An 18,248-nucleotide genomic window follows, 5' to 3' on the forward strand; every position below is an offset into this window, starting at 1 on the left:
TGGTCGGTCAGGTCAGCGGGCGGGTTGCGCCCATCGTGCCGCCCTCGACGGCGTCCAGCGGGGTGATGCGCACGACGTCACCGCTGTGCGGCGCCTGCACCACCTTGCCGTCACCGATGTAGACCGCGACGTGGCCGATGCCGCCGATCGTGCCGTCCTTGCTCCAGAAGACGAGGTCGCCGGGGTAGAGCGTGTCGAGCGCGGGGTGGAACGACCCGACCTGCGTGTACTGCGTCGCGGCGAAGTGGGTGAGCCGGCGCCAGGGCGCGAGCGCGTACATCACCAGCCCCGAGCAGTCGAAGCCGATGACGTGCCCGTCGTTGCGCGACGCCCGGTCGACGGCGATGCCGCGGGTCGGGCCACCGGCATCGCCCCCGGCCCACGCGTACGGGGTGCCCAGCCACTGCAGTGCCCGTCGGGCGATCTCCTGGCCGCGGGCGGGCGTCCACTGCCCCATCGGCGCCGGCACGACGGTGGCCACGGCCGGCCGGTACGTCGCGGCCTGCGGCGCGACCAGCGGCGCCCCAAGTGGCGCGCCGGCGGGCACCTCGGCGCCACAGGCGGTCAGCGCCGCGAGGGCGACGGCGGCCGACGCCGTCGCGATCGCTCGCCGCATGCGTCCACCCCCTGCCCGCGCCGATCGAAGGATCGCCGCGGTCGATTCTCGACCAGGGCGATCCTCCGCTCAACGTGAGCGGATCAGGGCGCGGCGGGCGTCGACGAACCGACCCGCGCGCTGCCGGTCGCGTTCCTGGTCGTCCCCGGACGCAGCCGGTTGAGCACGGCGAAGTAGTTCGACGGGAACAGCCGGGCCACGAGGTCCGCCGCCACGGCCTCCGGCGTGATCACCACGCGGGCCTTGCGCCGGTGCGCGCCGTCCAGGATCTGCGCGGCGGCCTTGTCGGCCGGGAAGGTCAGCAGCTTGGCGAACGCCTCCTTGCCGGCCCGCTCGTCCTCCTCGCTGGCACCGGACGCGACCCGCGCGCTCTCGGCGATGCGCGTCTTGATGCCGCCCGGGTGCACCGTCGTCACGCCGATGCCCTGCGGCGCGAGCTCCTGCCGCAGCACCTCGCTGAACGCGCGGATGGCGAACTTGCTCGACGCGTAGGCCGACTGGCCCGGCGGCGTGATGAGGCCGAACAGGCTCGACAGGTTCACGATGTGGCTGCCCGGGCGGGCCTGCAGCGTCGGCAGGAACGCGCGGGTCAGCGCCACCGGCGCCTGGAAGTTGATCGCCATGACCCAGTCGAACTCCTCGCGCGACACCTGCTCGAAGGCACCGCCGAGCGCCACGCCCGCGTTGTTGATCAGCAGCGTGACGTCCGGCGTCTGCGCGAGGATGCGCTCGGCCAGCGACGGGATCGCGTCGATGTCGGCCAGGTCGGCGACCTCGGTGAGCACGGTCAGCTGCGGGTGCGCGGCCCGGATCGCGTCCGCAACCGTCGCCAGGCGGTCGGCGTCGCGGTCGACGAGCACCAGGTTGCTGCCCTTCGCGGCCAGCTGGTGGGCCATCTGCTCGCCCATGCCGCTCGCCGCACCGGTCAGGACCGCCGTGCCACCGGCGAAGACGTAGTTCTGCATGCCGTCCAGCGTGCGTGGTCCGGCCCGGCCGCGCTTGACCGAACGCGACAACCGTGTGACCCGGGGCGTCACGTCCCCGGCAGCAGCGACGGCACGACGACTCCGCGCCGCACCGCCGTCGGGGTGGCGTCCCACCACCGCCGGCAGCATCGGGTGAGCGCCGACTGCTCGGACAGGGCGAGCAGTCCGGCCACCTGACTCAGCGGCATGTCCGTGGTCGTGAGGTACCGCCGGGCCTCGTCACGTCGCACCTCGTCCACCAACTCGGCGAAGGAGGTGCCCTCGTGCGCGAGCCGGCGCTGCAGCGTGCGTGGGTGCAGGTGCAGCAGCCGCCCGACGGACTCGATGTCGGGGGTCGAGAGGCCGAGCGACTCGCGCACGGCCATGCGCACCCGTGCCGTGACACCGGCGGCGGCCGGGTCGCGCTCGGCGCCGAGCCGGTCGAGGTAGTCGATCGCGAGGCGGCGCAGCTCGTCGTTCACGTTGCCGAGCGGGTGGTCGAGCATCGTGCGCGGGCCGCGCAGCATCGCCTCGGGCCGACCGGTGCGCACGGGCACGCCGAAGAACTCGTCGTAGACCGGCTGCATGGCGGCCGGGCGCGCCGGCAGCTCGACCGTGCGCAGCCCGTAGGGCCCGCCGACGAGGAACATCGTGTTGCGGTGCAGCAGCCCGAGCCCGAGATCGACCGCCTGGGGCGGCAGCTCGGTCGCGTCGATGCTGCCGTAGCGGATGCCGATGACGCCGCGCTGGCCGTAGGGGTCCGGCACCATCGCGATGTCGAGCCGGCGGCTGTGCACGAACAGGTACCGCGTCGTGCACTGCAACGCGTCGCCGAGCGTCTGCGAGTTCTGGATCGCGAGGGCGAGCGGGCCGAGCATGGTGACGTCCTGCCGCCGGCTCATCACCAGCCCGAGATCGGGACGGTCGAGCTGCTCGGCGGCGATCTCGAGCACCGCGCCCACGGCGACGTCGTCGACGAGCAGGTCGTCGCGGTCGAGCGCCTCGACCGGCAGCCCGACGCGTCGCGCGAGCTCGTCCGCGTCGCCCCCGAACTCGGCCACGGTCGCGCGGAAACCGCGCAGGGCGGCCGACCGGATCACGGACATTGCCGCCGAGCCTGAGCCCTGGGGAAGGGGGCGTCAACCACCTGCGCCACCGCCGTCACGACAGAGTTCTATCCAGACCGTGAGACGGTCACACGTTTGGGTACGGCACGATCACCAGCATCACAGCGACGACAGGGGAACGGGCTCATGCGAGTGGCCAGGACCGTCACCGGTGGCGCCAGGGGCGTCGTGGGACGCGCGTTGCACGAGGCCGACAACCTGCGGATCCTCGCCCGCGCGGGCCTGATCCGGCCGCTGCGGCCCGACAAGCCCGCCCGCATGGGGCTGGCCGCGCTGCGGTGGGGCGGCTCGATCGCGGCGCTCGTGAGCACCGGCGCGATCCGGCACCCCGACCGCACGTTCGTGATCGACGACCTCGGCGAGATCAGCTACGCCGAGCTGGACGCGCAGAGCAACGCCGTCGCGAACGCGCTGCGCGAGGCCGGCGTCCGTCCGGGCGCGCGCATCGGGCTGATGTGCCGTGACCATCGCGGGTTCGTCCTCGGGGCAGTGGCGGCCGGCAAGCTCGGCGCCGACGTGCTGCTGCTGAACACCTCGTTCTCGGGCAAGCAGCTCTCGGAGGTCTGCGACCGCGAGGACGCGGCGGCGCTGATCCACGACGAGGAGTTCACCGATCTCGTCGCCGACGCCGCCCGCGGACGCATCCGGATGGTCGGATGGCACGAGCACGACATCGACGGGCTGACCATCGGTCACGCGATCCGCCACGGCGACCGCTCGACCCCCCGTCGTCCCGGACGCACGGGGCGGGTCACGATCCTCACCTCCGGCACGACCGGGACGCCGAAGGGCGCCTCGCGCGAGAAGACGCCGCTGACGCTCGACCCGCCTGCGGCGCTGCTCGAGCGCATCCCCTTCCACGAGGGGCAGGTCGTGCGAATCGGCGCGCCGCTGTTCCACGCGTGGGGCCTGGCCAACTTCGCGCTCGGGCTGTCGCTCGGCTCGACCTTCGTGCTGCGCCGGAGATTCGACCCCGAGCAGGCGCTGGCCGACGTCGCCGAGCACCACTGCGACGCGCTGGTGGTCGTCCCGGTGATGCTCCAGCGCATCCTGGCCCTGCCCGACGACGTGCGCGCGAAGTACGACACGTCGTCGCTCGTCGCCGTGGCCGCGAGCGGCTCGGCGCTGCCGGGCGAGCTCGCGACCCGGTGGATGGACGCGTTCGGCGACAACCTCTACAACATGTACGGCTCGACCGAGGTCGCGACCGGCACGCTGGCGACGCCGACCGACCTGCGCGCGGCGCCCGGCACGGCCGGCAAGGCCGCGCGGGGCGTGGTGCTGAAGCTGTACGACGCCGAGGGCGAGCCAGTGCCGCAGGGCGAGACCGGCCGGATCTTCGTCGGCAACAGCATGCTGTTCGAGGGCTACACCGGCGGCGGGTCGAAGGACGTGATCGACGGGCTGATGGCCACCGGCGACGTCGGCTACCTCGACGACCAGGATCGCCTGTTCGTCCAGGGCCGCGACGACGAGATGATCGTCTCGGGCGGCGAGAACGTCTTCCCGAAGGAGGTCGAGGACGTGCTCGCCGACCACCCCGCCGTCGCCGAGGCCGCCTGCGTCGGCGTCGACGACGACGACTTCGGGCAGCGGCTCAAGGCGTTCGTGGTGCTCGCCGACGGGCAGTCTGCGACCGAGGACGAGCTCAAGGCGCACGTGCGCGACAACCTCGCACGGTACAAGGTGCCCCGCGAGGTCGTGCTGCTCGACGAGCTGCCGCGCAACCCGACCGGCAAGGTGCTGAAGCGCGAGCTGCTGGAGCACGGCCGGGACTGATCGCCGCACGCGGCGTTGCTCACCGGCACGAGCACAACCGCCTCGGAACTGGTTGGATGGAGGGTCGTTCCGCCACCCAGCCCGGTGGCGCGTTCTGAGGGGACCAGCCATCGTCGACGACCCGCGCACGGAGGAACCACATCCGGACGTCGCCGCCGAGCTCGCCGTCGAGCAGGCGCACGTCTCGCGCCTCTACGTCGAACTGGACGCGGCCCGCGCCGACGCCCGCGCCGCGCTCGACCGCACCGCCCGCAGCGGCACGGCGGGCACCCCTGGCGCGCGCAGCGAGCGGGACGCGTTCATGCGCCTCTACACGACCCGGGTGCGTGCCCTCGAGAGCGTCGAGGAGCGGCTCTGCTTCGGGCGGCTGGACATGGCGTCCGGCGAGCGGCGCTACATCGGCCGGGTCGGTCTCTCGGACGAGCAGCGCCGCGAACTGCTCGTCGACTGGCGCGCACCGGCGGCCGAGCCGTTCTACCAGGCCACCGCCGCGCACCCGCAGGACGTGCTGCGGCGCCGCCAGATCTCGACGCGCGGCCGCCGGGTGGTCGACCTGCAGGACGAGGTGCTCGACCTCGTGCGCTTCGAGGAGTCGGGCGTCGAGGGCAGCCACGTCGTCATCGGCGAGGGCGCGCTCTTCGCGTCGCTGGACGCCGCGCGCAGCAGCCGCATGCGCGACATCGTGGCGACGATCCAGTCCGACCAGGACGCCGTGATCAGGGCGCCGCTCGCCGGCGTGCTCGTCGTGCAGGGTGGCCCGGGCACCGGCAAGACGGCGGTGGCCCTGCACCGCACCGCCTTCCTGCTCTACGCCAACCGCGAGCGGATCGCCCGCTCGGGTGTGCTGCTCGTCGGGCCCAACCGGGTCTTCCTGCGCTACATCGACCAGGTGCTGCCCGCACTCGGCGAGGCCGACGCCGTCGTCATGGCGACCCCCGGCGAGCTGCACCACGGCGTCGTCGCAACTGCTGTTGAGCCCGACAGCGTGGTGGCGATCAAGGGTGATCTGCGCATGGTGCGCGTGATCGGCGAGGCGGTGCGCCGGCGGCAGCGCACCATCCCGTCGGCCCGCGCGCTCGACGTCGAGGGCACGACGATCAAGCTGCAGCCGCACGTCGTGCGTGACGCGCGCGAGAAGGCGCGGCGCACCCGGGCCCCGCACAACGCAGCCCGCAAGACCTTCGTCAACGAGGTGATGCGCGACCTGGTGAACGCGCTGGCCCGCGCCCGCAATACCGAACTGGACGAGGAGACCAGGCCGGTGCTGCTGACCGAGCTGTACGCGTCCAAGGACGTGCGGCGCGAGGTCAACCTCTGCTGGATGCCGTTGACCCCCGAGCGACTGATCCGTGAGCTGTGGGCGGTGCCCGAGCGGCTCGCCGAGGCGGGCGCGGGGCTGTCCCGGGCCGAACGGGCGGTGCTCCAGCGGCCGGCGTCGGCACCGTGGTCACCGGCCGACGTGCCGCTGCTGGACGAGGCCGCCGAACTGCTCGGGGTCGACGACAGCGAGGCCGAGCGCGAGCGTGCCCGGGCGCGGGCAGAGCGGCGCGCCGAGGTCGAGTACGCCCGGCAGGTGCAGGAGACCTTCGGCGGTGCGGAGTTCGCGACGGCCGAGGAGCTCGCCGAGCGCTACGCCGAGCGTCAGTCGTTCGGCACCGTCGCCGAACAGGCCGGCGCCGACCGCACCTGGGCCTTCGGGCACGTCGTGGTCGACGAAGCGCAGGAGCTCTCGCCGATGATGTGGCGCCTGCTCATGCGGCGCTGCCCCACCCGGTCGTTCACGGTCGTGGGCGACATCGCGCAGACGTCGTCGGCGGCGGGCGCCCGCTCGTGGCGCGAGGTGCTGCAGCCGCACGTCGGCGACCGCTGGACCCGCGCCGACCTCACCGTCAACTACCGCACCCCCCAGCAGGTGATGGACGTCGCCGCGGCCGTGCTGCGCGCGAGCGGGTCGTCGGTGCAGGCGCCGACCTCGGCGCGCGTGGGCCGCCACGAGCCGGAGGGCACGCGGGTGTCGTCCCTGGACGCGTTGGGCGCCATCGTCCGCGTGGTGTGGGAGGGGGCAGGCGACGGCACCGTCGTCGTGATCACGCCGCGGGCGGCCCACGACGCGCTGGCCGCGGCGGTCGCGCAGGCGCTGCCGGCAGGCGTGGTCACGGCCGACTCCGACGCACTCGGCTCCCCCGTCTCCGTCCTCACCGTCGGCGGCGCCAAGGGCCTCGAGTTCGACTCGGTCGTGCTCGTCGAGCCCGCCGACATCCTGCGCGAGTCGCCCCGCGGCCTGAACGACCTCTACGTCGCCCTCACCCGCCCGACCCAGCGGCTGCGCGTCGTGCACACCAGGCCCCTGCCGCCCGGCTTCGAGTCACTGACGCCGTCCCCCGCTACGACCAGCGGGTGAAGAGCTGGTGCTCGATGCCGAACTGGTCGAGCACCTTGCCGGCGGTCTGGCGCAGCAGGTCCTCGATCGTCCTCGGCTGGTGGTAGAAGGCGGGCATCGGGGGCAGCACGGTGGCGCCGGCGAGCGTCACGGTCTCCATGTTGCGGATGTGCACGAGGTTCAGCGGTGTCTCGCGGGGCACGAGGACGAGCCGGCGGCGTTCCTTGAGGCACACGTCGGCGGCGCGCGACACGAGGTCGGCGCTGAACCCGGACGCGATCGCCGCCAGCGTCTTCATCGAGCACGGCATGACCACCATGCCGAGGGTGCGGAACGACCCGGACGAGATCGACGCGCCGAGGTTGGCCGCATCGTGCACGACGTCGGCCAGCGTCTCGAAGTCGCCCGGCGCCAGCCCCATCTCGAGCTTGATAGACAGCTCGGCGCCGCGCGTCAGCACCAGGTGCGTCTCGACGGTGCCGAGCTCGTGCAACGCCTGCAGCAGGGTGTAGGCGAGCTGCGGCGCGCTCGAGCCGGACACCCCGACGACGAGACGCGGACGCTCCATGTCCTCGATGTTAGGACGCGGCGCCGAGCAGCCACCCGAGTGCGGCGAGCCCCACACCGGCGACCACGCTGCCGACCACGTTGGCCACCGCGGGGCGGCTGCGCCCGAGCTGCACCGTCTCGAGCGCGAAGGTCGACCACGTGCTCAGCGCGCCGCAGAAGCCGGTGCCCACCAGGGCCACCCAGCGCCCGGACGGCGCGATGCCGACGACGAGACCGAGGACGAAGCAGGCGACCGCGTTGACGACGAACGTGCCCCACGGGCGGGCCGATCCGAAGCGGCGCTGCACGGCGCGGTCGGTGAGGTAGCGCGTGGGCGCGCCGACGACGGCGCCCAGCCCGACGAGCAGGACGATCATGCCTGCTCCGGGCGCACCGGCGGCAGCGACGGACGCCGACGCCCGAGGGCGCGCGCCGTCAGCGTGAGGGCCACCGATGTCGCAAGCAGGCAGGCCGCCACCGTGGCCGCCAGGTAGCCCACCGCCTCGAGCGCTCGGCCGCCGTGGCCGAGACGGTCGGTGTCGACGGCGAAGGTCGAGAAGGTGGTGAAGCCCCCGAGCACGCCGGTGCCGAGGAGCGGCCGGACGAGCCGGTGCGGTCGGCCGGTCGCCACCACCGCGGTCAGCGCGCCGATGAGGCCGCACCCGAGCACGTTGATCAGCAACGTCCCCCACGGCGCCGACACGACCCGGCCGAGGCCGTACCGGGCCTCGGCGCCGAGCACGCCACCGATCGCCACGGCCGCCAGCACGTCGAGCGGGAGTCGCTCGGGCGGGCGCGCGGCAGGCACGAACGCGACGGTAGCGACCCGTGCCGTCGCTCCCGACGGCGGCCGAGGCGGTCAGCCGCGGCCGGCCTGCTCCACCGGCTTGGCGTCCTCGGGCTCGGTCGGGCTGCCCTCCGGGTCGACCTCCGCTCCGCGCGGGTCGGTGGTCGAGCCGTCCGGCCGCGTCCGGTCGCTGTCCTCCGCACCGTCGAGGTCCGGGGCGTCGGCCTGCCAGCCGTGCTCCGAGTGCTCGCCCCGCGCCAGCGGCTCGGTGACCGACCCCTTGATCCGGCGCTCGCCCTCGTGGGCGTGCAGCGCCTCGATCTTCGCCTCGGCCTCGGGCACGCGGTCGCCGAACCGCTCGAGGTAGGCGTGCTCGAGCTCGTGGGTGCGGGCGACGTGGTTCGCCAGCTGGTCGGCGGTGCCGCTCAGCAGGATGGCGTGCCGCGTCTCGTGCAGCTGGCCGAGTTCGCGTTCGAGGGCGTCGTCCGGGAGTTCGGACGCGGGGATGCCGGCGCTCATGCTGCCTCCTGCTGGTCGGGCGATCGGTCGCGGGTGGGGCGTCTCCTGACGTCCTTCCCGCCGACCGCCCGTTCCACTCAGCCGGTCGGCTCGGCGGGCACCGTCTCGAGCAGGAAGGACAGGCCGCCGATGGTGATGGTGCGGGCGGCGACGTGGGGCACGTTGATCAGCTGGAGGCTGCGGCCGGTGTCGTTCGCCGCGGTGTGCACGCGCACGAGCGCGCCCAGCCCGGTGGAGTCGATGAAGGTGATCCCGGCGAAGTCGATCACGATGCCGGTCGCGCCGCCGGCGAGCGCGCCGTCGGCAGCCGCCTGGAAGACAGGGGCGCCGGCCAGGTCGAAGTCGCCCCGCACCCGCAACGTCGTGATGCCTCCGGCGCCCTCGTCGACCTCGACGCCGAAGTCGCGCCCAGCCGTGTTGTCATCCATGCGAGTGCTCCTTGCTGCGGCGGACCGCAAGTGCGGTGACGTCATCATCCGGATTGTCGGCGAGTACTTCCACCAGGTCGTGCAGGGCCGTGGGCAGATCCGCCCCGGCCAGGGTGCCGGTGCGGGTCATCAACCGCTCGATGCCCTCGTCGATGATCTCACCCCGGCGCTCGACGAGGCCGTCGGTGAACAGCAGCACCGTCTCGGCGTCCCCGACATCCCCTGCGTGGTCGACCCGGACGTCCCCGCCTGCGCCGAGGGGGCGGGCGGGTGGCGTCGAGAGTACGCGACTGCTGCCGTCGGCGCCGACCACGACCGGGGCGTGATGGCCGGCGTTGACGAAGATGAACCGCTCGCCGTCGAGCACGCCGTACACGAGCGTGACCAGCTGGCGGATGCGCAACTGCGCGAACATCTGGTCGAGCTTGCTCACCACCGCCGACGGCGTGGGGTCGATCGAGAGGTAGGCACGCACGGCCGAGCGCATGGCGGCCATGGCCGCCGCGGCGGCGACGCCGTGGCCCATCACGTCGCCGATGAAGACCGCGAGGCGTCCGTCGTCGAGGGCTGCTGCGTCGTAGAAATCACCGCCGACCTCGGCGTGGTGGCCCGGGCGGTACAGCGTCGCCACCCGCCAGCCGGGCAGGTCGTCGAGCGCCTCGGGCAGCACCGCCCGTTGCAGCTGGAGTGCGACGTCGCGGGTCTGCGTGTAGAGCGACGCGTTGTCGATGGCCAGCCCTGCTCGCCGGGCGAGGTCCTCGGCCACGGCGAGGTCCTCGGCGTCGTAGGGCGCCGGCGTCTCGGAGCGCACCAGCGTGATCGCGCCGAAGACGTGCCCGCGCGCCGCAAGCGGCACGGTGATCGCGCTGTGCAGCGCCAGTTCGCGGGCGACGCGCAGGTGCTCCTCGTCCCGCGCGACGGCCACCAGCATCTCGTCCGTGACCTCGGTGACGAGGTCGCTGACGCCGGTGCGCACGACCGGGCCGATGCCGGTCGGCGCGTCCAGGTCGGGTGGATAGATCTCCTGCAGCCGCCACCCGTAGGCGACCTTGTCCGGATCGACGTGGGCCATGGCCACGGTGTGCAGGCGGCCGTCCTCCAGCAGGGTCACCGAGCACCAGTCGGCGAGATCCGGCACCGCCAGTTCGGCGACCCGCTGCAGGGTCGTGCGGTAGTCGAGGTCGCTCGAGAGCTGTTCGGAGGCACCGGCGAGGAAGTCGAGCCGGCGGGCGCGGCGGGCGGCGGCCTCGGTGGCCTGGATGCGCCGGATCGCCTGGCCACTGGTGTCGGCGTAGGTGACCAGGAACTCGAGCTCGTCCGGCTCGGGCTCGGTGTCGGTCGTGAAGCTCAAGGTCAGGGCGCCGATCGAGGACCGCTGCACGGTCATCGGCAGGCAGACCACGATGCGACCGGGCGCAACGTCCCCCCGCAGGTCGGGCCAGCGGCGTTCCGCCTCCGGCGACCACCGCGCCACGACCGGCCGGTTCTCGAGCACGGCCTCGTTCACGGGCGTCCGGTAGGCCAGCGGGAACCGGCTCCACTTCGCCGGGTTCGCGAGGCCGGTGTCCCCGACGACGAGCAGGTGGTCGTCCTGGCGCAGCAGCACAGTGGCGACGCTGGCGTCGACGACGTCGCTCACCCGCCGGGTGATGAGGTCGACCACCTCGACGATGGTCTCCGCGGCGGCCAGTTCGGTGGCGACCGAGGCGAGCTCCTGGAACCGCTCGCGGTGCGGGCCGACGTCGGCGGGCGTGCGGGCAGAGGACTCGGGGGTCGCCACGAGCGCACTCCTCTCGAGCCCCCGAACGGACGGCTGTTGTCCCAGCCGCGTCGCAAGCGCCATGCCGCGAGGTCGGCGTGGTGGTGACGGCACCAGCGTAGTCGTCCTCGGTCAACGGCGCGCGCACGGTCGCACGCGCGTGCCACGCCGCGTCCTAGGGTGGGGGCCAGTGGCCCGCGTCCCGGAAATCCTCTGGCACGGGCGCGGACGGGAGCACCCACATGCACCGCGACGTCGTCGTCATCGGGGCGTCCGCCGGCGGCGTCGACGCCCTCAGGGCCCTCGTCGCCAACCTCAGGCCGGACCTCCCGGCCGCGGTGCTGGTGACGCTGCACATCCCCGGCGACCTCCGGCAGCGTGCTGCCCGCGATCCTCAGCCGAAGCGGGAACCTTCCTGCGCGGCATCCTCTCGACCGCGAACCGTTGCAGCACGGCACCATCTACGTCGCGCCACCCGACCGCCATCTGCTGCTCGACGGCGACGACGTCGTGCTCTCGCGCGGACCGCGGGAGAACGGCTACCGTCCGGCCATCGACGTGCTCTTCCGCTCCGCCGCCCGCGCCGTCGGCGCGCGCGCGATCGGCGTCGTGCTCTCGGGCGTGCTGGACGACGGCACGGCGGGTCTCCTGGCGATCGACGCCGTCGGCGGCGCGGCACTCGTCCAGGACCCCGATGAGGCCCAGCACGCGGCGATGCCCCACAACGCGCTGGCGCACGTGCCGACGGCCGAGGTCGCGGCGGCCGCCAAGATCCCCGCGGTGCTCGACCGCCTGCTCGAGCAGGAGGTGCCAGACGCGCAGTCGGCGCCCTCGCTGCTGGTCGCCGAGGCCGACATCGCCGGGCTGGACGAAGGTGCGCTGCTCGGCCTCGAGCGGCCCGGTATGCCGTCCGGCTTCTCGTGCCCCGACTGCAGCGGCGTGCTGTACGAGATCCATGACGGCGCCATGACGCGCTACCGCTGCCGCGTCGGACACGCCTGGTCGCCGCAGGCGCTGCTCAGCCAGCAGGACGACCAGCTCGAGAACGCCCTGTGGGTCGCGCTGCGCCAGCTCGAGGAAGGGGCGGCGCTCACCAGCGGCATGGCCGAGCAGGCGACCGAGCGCGGCATGCAGCACACCGCGCGCCGGTACACCGCCACCGCGCGCGAGGCGGCCGGTGCGGCGCGCGTGCTGCGCGACCTGCTGAAATCGAGCCTCATCACGTCGTCGGCCGACCGCAGCACGCAGGCCGGCGACGACCGACCTCCGACCGGGACCACCGCATGACCGATCAGCAGGACACCCTCGGCGACGCGCTCGACCCCGCGTTCGAGCGGCTGCTCGAGTACCTCAAGACCGACCGCTCGTTCGACTTCACGGGCTACAAGCGGGCGAGTCTCATGCGCCGGGTGCGGCACCAGATGCGCGCCGTCGGCATCAGCAGCTTCGACGACTACTACGACCACCTGCAGGTGCACCCGGACGAGTTCACCGCGCTGTTCAACACCATCCTCATCAACGTCACGAGCGTCTTCCGCGACGGGACGCCTGGGTCTACCTCGCCGAGGACGCCCTGCCGAGACTGCTCGCCGGCGCGGGCGACCGGCCCATCCGCGTCTGGAGCGCGGGATGCGCCACCGGCCAGGAGGCCTACAGCCTGGCGATGGTGCTGGTCGAGGCACTCGGGCCGAGCGAGTTCCGGCAGCGGGTGAAGATCTACGCCACCGACGTGGACGAGGAGGCCTTGGGCATCGCCCGCCAGGCCACCTACACCGACAAGGAGGTGCGCTCGCTGCCCGAGGGCTACCTCGAGCGCTACTTCGAGCCGGCCGGGGCGCGCTTCGCGTTCCGGAAGGACCTGCGGCGCAACGTCATCTTCGGCCGCAACGACATGGTGCAGGACGCCCCGATCTCGCGCATCGACCTGCTGGCCTGCCGCAACGCCCTGATGTACTTCAACGCCGAGACGCAGGCGCGCATCGTGTCCCGGCTGGGGTTCGCGCTGCGTCCCGACGGCATCCTGTTCCTCGGCAAGGCCGAGATGCTGCTGAACCACACCGCCCTGTTCGAGCCGCTCGACCTGAAGCGGCGGTTCTTCACCAAGGTCGCCGCGTCGAACGCGACCGATGCGTTGCCGGCGCAACCGGTGCAGCCCCCGACCCAGCGACCGCCGCAGGACAACGACGTCCAGGCGCTGCGCACCGAGGCGTTCCTGACCAGCCCGGTCGCGCAGCTGGTGATCGATGCGCAGGACCGGCTCACCCTGCTGAACCACCGCGCGTCCACGCTGCTGGCGCTGTCCGAGCGCGACATCGGGCGGCCGTTCCAGGATCTCGAGGTGTCCTACCGCCCGGCCGAGCTGCGCTCGCACCTCACCGCGGCCCGCGAGACCCGGTCGGCCGTGTGGTTGCGCGACGTCGAGTGGCACCGCTCGGCCGGCGAAAGGCTCACACTCGACATCGAGGTGGTGCCACTGGTCGACGCCCGCGGCCGCGCGCTCGGCACGGGGTTGATCTTCAACGACGTGTCCCGGTTCCGGCAGCTCTCGGACGAGCTCGCCTCGGCCAACCGGCAGCTCGAGACGGCCTACGAGGAGCTGCAGTCGACCAATGAGGAGCTCGAGACCACCAACGAGGAACTGCAGTCGACGGTCGAGGAGCTCGAGACCACCAACGAGGAGCTCCAGGAGCTCCAGTCGATGAACGACGAGCTCCAGGTGACCAACGAGGAACTGCGCGAGCGCACCGGCGAGATCTCGGACCTCAACCACTTCATGGAGTCGATCCTCGGCAGCCTCGGGGCGGCCGTGATCGTCGTGAACCGTGAGTTCACGGTGCAGGTCTGGAACCGCCAGGCCGAGGACCTCTGGGGCCTGCGCGAGGACGAGGCGGTGGGTCAACACCTGTTGAACCTCGACAGCCCCGGCGAGGAGCGGGTGCTCGAGGCGGTCAACCGGCGCGGTCGCCGGATGCGGCTGCGCACCAACGTGACACCACTGCTCTCGGGCGGCAGCGCCCCCAGCGGCGCCCTGCTGCTGATGGAGCACGACGAGGAGTAGCGCGCAGGTTTGGTGCGGCGCGGCGCGAGCCATATCTCAGGCGGAGGAGCACATCCCGAGCGAGGAGAGCACATGGCTGACGACCGATCCGGCGCCGCATCGCAGGCCGCCCAGGACGCCGACGCCGTCGACGAGGTCACCCGCAACACCAAGACCCAGACCGAGGCGGCGAGCTACACCACCACCGACCACGACGTGATCCGCGCCTGGGCCGAGGCGCGTGGTGGGCGGCCGGCCCCCCTAAAAAGCAACGAAAACAAAAACATCTGCGCGGGCGTGCTGCGCATCGGGTTCCGCGACGACAGCGGCGACCTCGACGAGGTCGACTGGGAGCCGTTCTTCAGCACCTTCGACGACCGGAAGCTCGCGTTCGTCTACCAGGAGCACACCAGCGACGGTTCGACGAGTCGGTTCAACAAGCTCGTCAGCCGGGACGACGCGTGAGCGGCGGTCGTCTCGACGGACGCGTCGCGCTGGTCACCGGCGGTGGCAGCGGGCTCGGCCGGGCGACGTCGCTGCGGCTGGCCCGCGGTGGCGCGCACGTGGTCGTGGCCGACGTCGACGGCGAGAAGGCCGAGAAGGTCGTCGCCGAGGTGCAGGGCGCCGGCGGCCGGGCCGCGCCGCTGCAGCTGGACGTCAGCGACTCGGCCGCTGTCGACGCCGCGATCGGCGGCCTCGTCGACCAGCACGGCGCGGCGTTCGACTGCCTGGTCAACAACGCCGGCACCGACCGCGGCGCGAGCCTGCTCGACCTCTCGGACGAGCAGTGGCGCTTCGTGAACGGCGTCAACGTCGACGGCCCGCTGTTCACCAGCCGCGCCTTCCTGCGCCGCGTGGTCGACGCCGGCGAGCGCGACGTGCCGGCCGACATCGTCAACGTCATCTCGATCTCGGCGATCACGGTCGGCACCGACGCCGCCGCCTACAACAGCTCGAAGGCCGCGGTCGCCAAGCTCACCGAGATCCTGCAGCGCGAGGCGCACGAGTACCGCTGGCCGGTGCGGGTGCACGGGCTCATGCCGTCGGCGATGAACACCCCGATGATGGAGCAGTGGAACCTCAGCGACGAGGTGATGATGGACCCCGACACGGTGGCGAGCGCGATCGAGTTCATGGTCGCCCTGCCGGCTGACACGTTCGTCCAGAACCTCGTCATCAACTCCCGGCGGGAGCCGGGGTGGCCGCGGTAGGCGACACGCGGACGGCGCAGCGGAAGGTCTGGCTCAGTGGAAGGAATCCGGCCCGTAGGTGGCCGGGTCCTCCCCCGTCTCGACCAGGCGCGCGGCGATGTCGCGCACCTTCACATGGGTGTCCTGCGACGCCTGCACCAGCCGGTCGAAGGCCGCCTCGGCGCTGACCCGGTGCCGTTCCATGAGGATGCCGACGCCCTGGCCGATCTCCTGCCGGCTCTGCAGCCCGATGCGCAGGTTCTCGACCAGCTCGGCGTGCAGCATGGCGATGGCGGCGTGGGTGGCCCACACCGAGGCCAGCGCCATCTCCGCGTCGCCGAACGCGCCCGGCCGGGCGGAGGACAAGGTGAGCGCACCGACGGTGCCTCGGCTCGCCGTCAGCGGCAGCACCAGCATGCTGCGCACCCCGAGCCGGGTGACCTGCGAGGCGAAGCGGGGCCAGCGGTGGTCGCCGACAAGATCGCCGATCACGACGGGCTTCCCGGTGCTGACGGCCTCCCGGCAGGGCCCCTCGTGCAGCCTGGTCTGCAGGCGGTCGCAGGCGGCCGCGAGATCGCTGGTGGCGGCAGGCGTCTCGTGGCGCCCCCGACCCCGGGTGATGGTGAGCGCGACGTGCTCGCCGTGCGGCACCACCACCGCGGTCTGCCGCACGACCTCGTCGAGCAGGTCGGCGGCCGTCGGCTGCTCGTTGAGCCGGGCGGCCGCGGCCGCGACGGCCTGCAGCGCTTGCGCCGGCGAGCCGACGTCGACAGGTTCCTGGAGCATCGGCGCGGCGGCCGCCGGGCCTGGCTCGGCACGCAGTTCCCAGTGCAGCAGCGTGCGGGTGGCGCCACCGTCGACGGTCGGCCGCGCGGTGAGCACCGCGGGCACGTCACGCCCGTCGCCGCGCCGCAGCATGACCTCGATCGGCGGCGTGCGGCCGCCCGGCTGCTCACCCGACGCCGCCCGCAGCCGGGTGATGACGGCGCGCACGGCGGCCCGGTCCTCCGGCCGCACGAGCGAGACGATCGTGACCGGGCGGCCTGGTGCCGGGTCGAGGTCGAGCAGCCGACGGGCCGCGGCGTTGAAGCGCAGCACGAGCCCGACGTCGTCGGTCTGCAGGTAGGCGACGGGTGCGTTGTGGAACAGTTCCTCGTGCAGCGCCACGAGCAGGTCGAGGCGGCGGCCGGCCTGGCCGATCTGCTCCTTTTGGACGCGCATCTCCTCGTCGGCGACGAGGATGGTCTGCCCGACCTCGTCGATCGTGCGCACGAGGTCGTCGGTGTCGAGACCCGGCACGGCGTCGGCGAGGGCGAGCAGCCGTTCGCGGCCGTCACGCATGGCGGTGATGAGGAAGGCGATGTCGTCGTGCCCGGGGATTCCGGGACTGGTCATGAGGTGGCTCCTCGTCACGAGCCGCCGAACCGGCCCGCGACGTCGGTCGCGCCGAGTCGACCAGCCCATCAACGGCGATATGAGGCAGCCGGGCTGGCGCGCGCTGTGGTTTCAGCGATTCGCTCCGCCAAACGTACCTCGGCACCTTGCATCCGAACCGCCACCCGCCCGATCCGTCACGTGCGCGCCGGTTCGCGCGCGAGCGCCCGCGACACCGCGCCGAGCACGTCGTCGGCCTCGATCCGCAGCAGCGCGGGATCGACCGACGCCCCGTGCGGGTCGCCGTCGGTGGTGCCGCGGTAGAGCACCTGATGACGCCGGTGCCGGGGCGGCCCCCAGCGGTGCGGCGGCACCGGCCCCATGAGCACGACCGACGGGCGGGCGTAGGCGCCGGCCAGGTGACCGACGCCGGTGTCGCCGGACACCACGACGCGGGCGGTGCCGACCAGCCCGGCGAGCTCGAGCAGGTCGAGCGAGGTGAGCGCGTCGGCCCCGGCGGCGCGGGCGACGGCGGCTGCGATCGGCGCCTCGGCCGGCGAGCCGGTGATGACGACGTCGTGCCCGTCGGCGGCGAGCGCCCGCGCGACGACCGCGAAGCGGTCGACCGGCCAGCGCCGGCTCGCCGCCTTGGCCCCGCAGTGGACGACCGTGGCACCGGCCCGTGCGGTCGCCGGCGGCGGGCCGAGCACGTGGGTCACCGGGGGCGCCGGGGTGTTCGTCGGCAGCCCCTCGCGCACCAGCCGGCACCAGCGGTCGACCTCGTGCTCGTCGGGACGCCACTGCACAGGGCCGCCCACGAAGGCGAGCAGGCGCCCGGGGTGTGTCGCCTCGAGCAGCGCGCGGCTCTCAGGGCCGTTGCCGTGCAGGTCGACGGCGAGGTCGGGCGCGTCCGGCGGGTCGACCAGCGGGGTGAGCTCGTGGCCCTCGACGAGCGCGTCGGCCAGCCGGGCGTGCTCGGCGAGCGGCCAGAGCCAGCGCGCGGTGGCGAGCACCAGGCGATGGCGGGGCAGCGCCGCGCGCAGCATGCGCAGTGCGGGCACGCCGGTGACGAGGTCACCGAGCCCGAGCGGACGCGAGACGAGCGCGACAGGGGCGGCGCTCATCGACGCGCGCGGCCGACCAGCTCGGTCGTCGAGCGGCCGGCGAGGTACGGCACGGTGACGACCTCGCCGCCCCAGCTGCGCACCAGCGGCGTCTCGGGCAGCGTCGCGGCGTCGTAGTCGCCGCCCTTGACCCAGACGTCGGGACGCAGCCGGTCGAGCACGGCGAGCGGCGTGTCCTCGTCGAACACGATGACGCCGTCGACCCAGCGCAGGCCCTCGAGCACGCGGCGCCGGTCGTCGGCGCTCTGCAGCGGACGGCCGTCGCCCTTCGCGCGCCGCACCGAGTCGTCGGAGTTCAGCAGCACCACCAGGCAGTCGCCGAGCGAGCGGGCGGCGCGCAGCGTCTCGACGTGACCGGCGTGCACCAGGTCGAAGCAACCACCGGTCGCGACGACGATGCCGCCGCGGGCGCGGACGGCGGCGAGCACGTCGACGTCGTGCTCGGGCGGCACGGCCGGCCCGTCGAGCGTGGCGACGCCCCCGGCTGCGAGGAAGTGGGGGGGCCCCGCCCCGGCCGCGGGCCCCCACAAGCACACCAAGGGCCCCGGCGCCAGTGGCGAAGAGAGACGCGGGGGGGAGCGGGGGCCGGGGGCGCCCGCCGCGGCGGGGTTGGG

Annotated in this window: 17 protein-coding genes and 2 pseudogenes; 7 read left to right on the forward strand and 12 right to left on the reverse strand. The window is 73.3% G+C overall.

Annotated features, from left to right (window positions below):
• Positions 1-7 precede the first annotated feature (7 nt).
• The 3 genes from ACTHMS_RS14995 to ACTHMS_RS15005 form a co-directional block, all read right to left on the reverse strand.
• Entirely contained in the window at positions 8-616 is a 609-nt protein-coding gene (locus tag ACTHMS_RS14995; protein ID WP_440307479.1) for a C40 family peptidase, read from the reverse strand.
• Between the two features lie 83 nt (positions 617-699).
• Entirely contained in the window at positions 700-1,581 is an 882-nt protein-coding gene (locus ACTHMS_RS15000) for an SDR family NAD(P)-dependent oxidoreductase (protein WP_440307480.1), read from the reverse strand.
• Between the two features lie 68 nt (positions 1,582-1,649).
• Positions 1,650-2,687 carry an AraC family transcriptional regulator ligand-binding domain-containing protein gene (locus ACTHMS_RS15005; protein WP_440307481.1) on the reverse strand — a complete coding sequence of 346 codons (1,038 nt, stop codon included), beginning with the start codon at positions 2,685-2,687 and terminating at the stop codon, positions 1,650-1,652.
• 147 nt (positions 2,688-2,834) lie between these two features.
• Between ACTHMS_RS15005 and ACTHMS_RS15010 the strand changes: the two genes are divergently transcribed.
• Positions 2,835-4,487, forward strand: coding sequence for an AMP-binding protein (locus tag ACTHMS_RS15010; RefSeq protein ID WP_440307482.1), 1,653 nt, complete (start codon positions 2,835-2,837; stop codon positions 4,485-4,487).
• Between the two features lie 52 nt (positions 4,488-4,539).
• The gene (locus ACTHMS_RS15015; protein ID WP_440307483.1) at positions 4,540-6,888 is read left to right on the forward strand and encodes a HelD family protein; all 2,349 of its coding nucleotides are present in this window, start codon (positions 4,540-4,542) and stop codon (positions 6,886-6,888) included.
• On the opposite strand, the gene ACTHMS_RS15020 is transcribed toward ACTHMS_RS15015, so the two are convergent.
• From ACTHMS_RS15020 to ACTHMS_RS15045, 6 genes are all read right to left on the reverse strand, one after another.
• The gene (locus ACTHMS_RS15020; protein WP_440307484.1) at positions 6,872-7,435 is read right to left on the reverse strand and encodes a UbiX family flavin prenyltransferase; all 564 of its coding nucleotides are present in this window, start codon (positions 7,433-7,435) and stop codon (positions 6,872-6,874) included. The two genes, ACTHMS_RS15015 and ACTHMS_RS15020, sit on opposite strands and share 17 nt — an antisense overlap.
• Positions 7,436-7,445: 10 nt before the next feature.
• A complete protein-coding gene (locus ACTHMS_RS15025) occupies positions 7,446-7,793 on the reverse strand; it encodes a fluoride efflux transporter FluC (protein WP_440307485.1) in 348 nt (115 codons plus the stop codon).
• On the reverse strand, positions 7,790-8,224 hold the full coding sequence (locus ACTHMS_RS15030) for a fluoride efflux transporter FluC (RefSeq protein ID WP_440307486.1): 435 nt from the start codon (positions 8,222-8,224) through the stop codon (positions 7,790-7,792). Before ACTHMS_RS15030 ends, ACTHMS_RS15025 begins: the two co-directional genes overlap by 4 nt.
• Positions 8,225-8,275: 51 nt before the next feature.
• Positions 8,276-8,722: a DUF6158 family protein gene (locus tag ACTHMS_RS15035; RefSeq protein ID WP_440307487.1), complete on the reverse strand. Its 447-nt coding sequence runs from the start codon at positions 8,720-8,722 to the stop codon at positions 8,276-8,278.
• Between the two features lie 77 nt (positions 8,723-8,799).
• Positions 8,800-9,150: an STAS domain-containing protein gene (locus ACTHMS_RS15040; RefSeq protein ID WP_440307488.1), complete on the reverse strand. Its 351-nt coding sequence runs from the start codon at positions 9,148-9,150 to the stop codon at positions 8,800-8,802.
• A complete protein-coding gene (locus ACTHMS_RS15045; protein ID WP_440307489.1) occupies positions 9,143-10,930 on the reverse strand; it encodes a GAF domain-containing SpoIIE family protein phosphatase in 1,788 nt (595 codons plus the stop codon). Before ACTHMS_RS15045 ends, ACTHMS_RS15040 begins: the two co-directional genes overlap by 8 nt.
• A gap of 221 nt (positions 10,931-11,151) precedes the next feature.
• On the opposite strand from ACTHMS_RS15045, the pseudogene ACTHMS_RS15050 reads away from it, so the two are divergent.
• The 5 genes and pseudogenes from ACTHMS_RS15050 to ACTHMS_RS15070 form a co-directional block, all read left to right on the forward strand.
• Positions 11,152-11,220, forward strand: a pseudogene (locus ACTHMS_RS15050) (hypothetical protein); the annotation flags it as partial.
• Between the two features lie 67 nt (positions 11,221-11,287).
• Positions 11,288-12,196 carry a chemotaxis protein CheB gene (locus tag ACTHMS_RS15055; protein WP_440307490.1) on the forward strand — a complete coding sequence of 303 codons (909 nt, stop codon included), beginning with the start codon at positions 11,288-11,290 and terminating at the stop codon, positions 12,194-12,196.
• Positions 12,193-13,967 (forward strand): annotated as a pseudogene (locus ACTHMS_RS15060) (CheR family methyltransferase). Before ACTHMS_RS15055 ends, ACTHMS_RS15060 begins: the two are co-directional and overlap by 4 nt.
• 72 nt (positions 13,968-14,039) lie before the next feature.
• Positions 14,040-14,411 (forward strand): hypothetical protein, encoded by a 372-nt coding sequence (locus ACTHMS_RS15065; RefSeq protein ID WP_440307491.1) that lies wholly within the window; start codon positions 14,040-14,042, stop codon positions 14,409-14,411.
• On the forward strand, positions 14,408-15,157 hold the full coding sequence (locus ACTHMS_RS15070) for an SDR family NAD(P)-dependent oxidoreductase (RefSeq protein WP_440307492.1): 750 nt from the start codon (positions 14,408-14,410) through the stop codon (positions 15,155-15,157). Before ACTHMS_RS15065 ends, ACTHMS_RS15070 begins: the two co-directional genes overlap by 4 nt.
• Positions 15,158-15,190: 33 nt before the next feature.
• Here the strand turns inward: ACTHMS_RS15070 and ACTHMS_RS15075 are convergent, their stop codons facing one another.
• The 3 genes from ACTHMS_RS15075 to rfaE2 all read right to left on the reverse strand — a co-directional run bounded on the left by ACTHMS_RS15075 (position 15,191) and on the right by rfaE2 (position 18,086).
• A complete protein-coding gene (locus ACTHMS_RS15075) occupies positions 15,191-16,531 on the reverse strand; it encodes a GAF domain-containing protein (protein WP_440307493.1) in 1,341 nt (446 codons plus the stop codon).
• 176 nt (positions 16,532-16,707) lie between these two features.
• Positions 16,708-17,634 carry a glycosyltransferase family 9 protein gene (locus ACTHMS_RS15080; protein ID WP_440307494.1) on the reverse strand — a complete coding sequence of 309 codons (927 nt, stop codon included), beginning with the start codon at positions 17,632-17,634 and terminating at the stop codon, positions 16,708-16,710.
• On the reverse strand, positions 17,631-18,086 hold the full coding sequence (gene rfaE2, locus ACTHMS_RS15085) for a D-glycero-beta-D-manno-heptose 1-phosphate adenylyltransferase (RefSeq protein WP_440307495.1): 456 nt from the start codon (positions 18,084-18,086) through the stop codon (positions 17,631-17,633). The genes ACTHMS_RS15080 and rfaE2 overlap by 4 nt, the downstream gene beginning before the upstream one ends.
• Positions 18,087-18,248 lie beyond the last annotated feature (162 nt).

The sequence above is a fragment of the Jatrophihabitans sp. genome (genome assembly GCF_051960575.1).
Taxonomy (GTDB): Bacteria; Actinomycetota; Actinomycetes; order Mycobacteriales; family Jatrophihabitantaceae; genus JBQCEE01.

Coding starts and splice junctions, on each gene's coding strand:
- ACTHMS_RS15040 (WP_440307488.1), bottom strand. CDS start 9,150: ATGGATGACAACACGGCTGGGCGCGACTTCGGCGTCGAGGTCGACGAG.
- ACTHMS_RS15065 (WP_440307491.1), top strand. CDS start 14,040: ATGGCTGACGACCGATCCGGCGCCGCATCGCAGGCCGCCCAGGACGCC.
- ACTHMS_RS15010 (WP_440307482.1), top strand. CDS start 2,835: ATGCGAGTGGCCAGGACCGTCACCGGTGGCGCCAGGGGCGTCGTGGGA.
- ACTHMS_RS15075 (WP_440307493.1), bottom strand. CDS start 16,531: ATGACCAGTCCCGGAATCCCCGGGCACGACGACATCGCCTTCCTCATC.
- ACTHMS_RS14995 (WP_440307479.1), bottom strand. CDS start 616: ATGCGGCGAGCGATCGCGACGGCGTCGGCCGCCGTCGCCCTCGCGGCG.
- ACTHMS_RS15000 (WP_440307480.1), bottom strand. CDS start 1,581: ATGCAGAACTACGTCTTCGCCGGTGGCACGGCGGTCCTGACCGGTGCG.
- ACTHMS_RS15080 (WP_440307494.1), bottom strand. CDS start 17,634: ATGAGCGCCGCCCCTGTCGCGCTCGTCTCGCGTCCGCTCGGGCTCGGT.
- ACTHMS_RS15035 (WP_440307487.1), bottom strand. CDS start 8,722: ATGAGCGCCGGCATCCCCGCGTCCGAACTCCCGGACGACGCCCTCGAA.
- ACTHMS_RS15025 (WP_440307485.1), bottom strand. CDS start 7,793: ATGATCGTCCTGCTCGTCGGGCTGGGCGCCGTCGTCGGCGCGCCCACG.
- ACTHMS_RS15005 (WP_440307481.1), bottom strand. CDS start 2,687: ATGTCCGTGATCCGGTCGGCCGCCCTGCGCGGTTTCCGCGCGACCGTG.
- ACTHMS_RS15020 (WP_440307484.1), bottom strand. CDS start 7,435: ATGGAGCGTCCGCGTCTCGTCGTCGGGGTGTCCGGCTCGAGCGCGCCG.